This is a genomic window from Prevotella sp. AM34-19LB (assembly GCF_003468525.1).
Classification (GTDB): Bacteria; Bacteroidota; Bacteroidia; order Bacteroidales; family Bacteroidaceae; genus Prevotella.
On record NZ_QSIG01000094.1, the window covers coordinates 1 to 3472 of the forward strand.

3 protein-coding genes are annotated in these 3472 nt (G+C 44.5%); 1 reads left to right on the forward strand and 2 read right to left on the reverse strand.

The window, feature by feature from the left end; all coding sequences use genetic code 11:
• Positions 1-701: outer membrane beta-barrel protein (locus DW830_RS15190; RefSeq protein WP_147487288.1), on the forward strand; the 701-nt coding region annotated here is incomplete at its 5' end.
• Between the two features lie 61 nt (positions 702-762).
• Here the strand turns inward: DW830_RS15190 and DW830_RS15195 are convergent.
• Together DW830_RS15195 and DW830_RS15200 are read right to left on the reverse strand one after the other, a co-directional pair.
• Positions 763-2211, reverse strand: coding sequence for an AAA family ATPase (locus tag DW830_RS15195; protein WP_119250471.1), 1449 nt, complete (start codon positions 2209-2211; stop codon positions 763-765).
• A gap of 198 nt (positions 2212-2409) precedes the next feature.
• Positions 2410-3141, reverse strand: coding sequence for an HAD family hydrolase (locus DW830_RS15200; RefSeq protein ID WP_119250472.1), 732 nt, complete (start codon positions 3139-3141; stop codon positions 2410-2412).
• Between the last annotated feature and the right edge of the window lie 331 nt (positions 3142-3472).

Genomic DNA, 3472 nt, shown 5'->3' on the forward strand with positions numbered 1-3472 from the left:
ATTTCTATCACAATCTTGTGGGTACCCGCACTACTTATAATTCGCAGACGGGTGGCTACACCTATATGAGTGATAATATTGGTGGTGGCGGCAACTGGGATTTCTGGACAACGACCTCTTATGGTGTGGCTCTAGACAAGGCAAGATTGTTCCGTCTGGATTATCGTCTGTGGTTTAACGGTTTGCGCCGTAAGGATTTTGATATAGCTTACGATGATAATTCTACCCAGCTCTGCTATGTGCTCAGAACTGAGTTGGGAAACAGTTTGTACTTCAAGTATCAGAAAGACAAGTTGAGCATCAACTTGGGTGGAAAGGTGGAGTGGAAGCATGGTACGAGCGACCGCAGTAATTTCGAGAAATTGAATGCCTATGATTTTGAGTATGGTGGCAACATGACTTACACCTTGCCTCTGGGCATTTCGCTCTCTACCGACCTGAAGGAATATTGTAGGCGTGGTTACAGCGAGAAGTCGTTTAACACCAGTGATCTGGTATGGAATGCCTCGCTGGCCCGTTCGTTCTGCAAAGGCAAGCTGACGCTGAAGGCGGAGGCTTTTGATATTCTTCAGAATCTCTCGAGCACCGTGTATGAGGTGGGCGGACAGGGCAAGACCGAGAAATGGAACAATACGCTGCCAAGCTATGCCATGGTGCATTTGATGTATAAATTCAGCAAGGCGCCGAAGGGGAAGAAGTAAGTGTGGGAGTTTTGAGGTGGGGTGTGGCATAAGCCACACCCTTTCATTTTAGGGTTATCTTTTAAATAAACAAATCATTCATCGTAATCTGTTTCTGTACGATGTCGCTATGTTTGTTCTGCTTCAATCCGAAAAAAGTAATCAATGTGAGGAGAAGCGATTTGGAAGTCTTCGTCTCTTCAGTGAAGATACGAAGTTTCTCCTGCAATTTCTCCTCATATTCCTTGCTGATTTCGAATTCGCTCTTGTAGAATTTCATCTCACAGATGTTGATGGTTTCATCTTTCCGGTCTATCAGCAAGTCTATTTGAGCTCCCTTTTCTGTGTTGCTGCTTCGCCATGAGCAAACCAAGGTCTGTACTCCCGAAATTCCCAGGGCATGTTTGATTTTGTCTATATGGTTTAGACAAAGCATCTCAAACGACAAGCCAGCCCAAGTATGGTATAGCTGACTGTTCTGGGAGGATGACCAGAAACTGGAATCCTGATACTTGTTATGTCTGATGAACCGGAAGTAGAAGAGCGTATAGAAATCTACTAACTGAAATAAGGTGTTTCGCTTTTGGCGAATGTCGGAAGTCATCTTGTTGGTAGTGCTGAATGGTTCATACAGACGGATGAATCCGCATTGTTCCAATTCTTCCAGTACAGTAGAGAAGGCTCCGTTATCTTTTCCTCCCGATGCTTTGACCAGTTCCTGTCGGGTCATACCCATTCCTTTGGTAGCAAGGGCAGTAACCACGGCGATATGGCCGGCTGATTTCTTAAACAAAGCTCTGTATAAGTCGTTGAATTCATCTTTCAGTTCTGCATTGTCTGCGAAAAACAGCTGGTCGATGTTCTGTGCCAGACTTTTCGATTTATCCATCATAGACAGATAATAAGGTATTCCACCCATAACCATATAGCATTCTGCTATCTGTTTTCGGCTGTAGCCGAAGTGGTAAGCCTTGAAGTATTCTTCGCATTCGTGCAGAGTGAATGGTTTTACGATCAGATGATGGGTCAGTCGGTTGTGCAAGCCACCACGGTTGCGAATCAGGTTGTTGATCATCCAGGATGTGGCTGATCCGCAAACGATGAGTTTGATGTCGTTGCGCAGTACAGCCCAACTGTTCCAGAAGTTTTCCAGTGCTGGTATGAATCCCGATTTGGCGGTATCCATCCATGGCAATTCATCGATGAATATTACTTTCTTGCCTTCCGGAAGTGTTTCTATGTATTGTGACAAGGCATAGAATGCCAGCAGCCAGCTCTTGAACGTCTGCAGAGTGGTGGAGTGGGTATATTTTTGCAGGGCAATGCTGAAGTTGACAAGCTGTTCGCCTTTGGCAACTCCGTTCATTCCTGTCATGAAGAAGGCAAAATGATCCTCTACGGCTTTTCTGATGAGAAAAGTCTTGCCTACACGTCGTCTTCCATAGACGGCGATAAACTCTGATTTATCGGAGTTTATATATTCATTGAGCAGTTTGAGTTCTGCTTCTCTTCCTATCAGTCTCTGTTCCATATCTTTCGTTATTTTCTGCGCAAAGATAATGCAAGCGAGCGCAATGAAAGCTTGCTTTCAAATTGCCGAGTGCAGCTTATCTTCTGCAAAGATATAAAAAATCCCCATTAGCGCAAATTATTCGCGGATAATCTGCGCTAATGGTATGAAAAAAGCACGTTAGCGCAGATTATCTGTGCGAAACTTGCCCCAAGGAAGCTACAGGATGTCCAGCAGCTGTGCAAAGCGGGAGATGCGGCGGAGGTTGGGATGTTCAAACTCCTCTATCTTTTCGTGCGCCCAGGTAGTATGGAAAGGGATATGGACGGCAGAGGCTCCGATTTTCAATGCCGGCGCAATATCGCTCTTAAAGCTGTTGCCCACCATAAGAAGCTCTTCGGGCTTCACTTCCATCTCCCGGCAAAGACGGCGATAAGCCTCGGGCTTCTTATCGCTCACGATACTTACCACATCAAAATAGCGCTGCAGCCCCGAACGCCACAACTTATTCTCCTGATCCATCAGTTCTCCCTTGGTAAAGACAGCTAGCCTGTATCTTCTTTCACCGGAAGAACCATCCTCCTGCCCTACTCTCATTTCACGGATGCGGGCAAGAGTAACCTCAACACCCTCCAGCGGTTTGGCATCAAGATGCAGGAGACTCTTGCCCAGATCCAGAATCTGAGCAATGACATTCGCCTCCACCTTACCATGACTCACCCTGATGGCATTTTCTACCAGCGAAAGGGTGAAAGCCTTGCAGCCATATCCCAAGTCAGCCATATTCCGACTCTCCGTTTCAAAGAGGGCTGCAGAAATCTCCTTCTCCTTGCCATAAGCAGAAAGAAGCTCGCAATATTCATGCTCTACATCCTCAAAGTAATTCTGCAATGCCCAGAGCGTATCGTCGGCATCGAAGGCTATCGCCCTGATATCTTTCAGTTTTTCCATTCTATGATTTCTTATACATTATTATATCAATACTGCGTTAAATTAACATTTAATCGTCTGTAAATCAATAACTTATATTAAGAAATGCTTATGAAAACTTAACTATAAAAAGTTGGTCAAGTCGCTGATTTTCAGTAACTTTGCAAATCACGACAAACGCAAAATTATATGAATACAGGACTTGACCAATATATGGATATCTTTAAAGATGCAGTTGAAGATTCGGCTGCAAAGTTAACAAAAAGTTTCGAGAAAATACTCATCGAGGTGATAATTTTGTTCATGGTAATACCAAGAAAGATAAATTTCACCCAAATGGGGAGGTATGGCT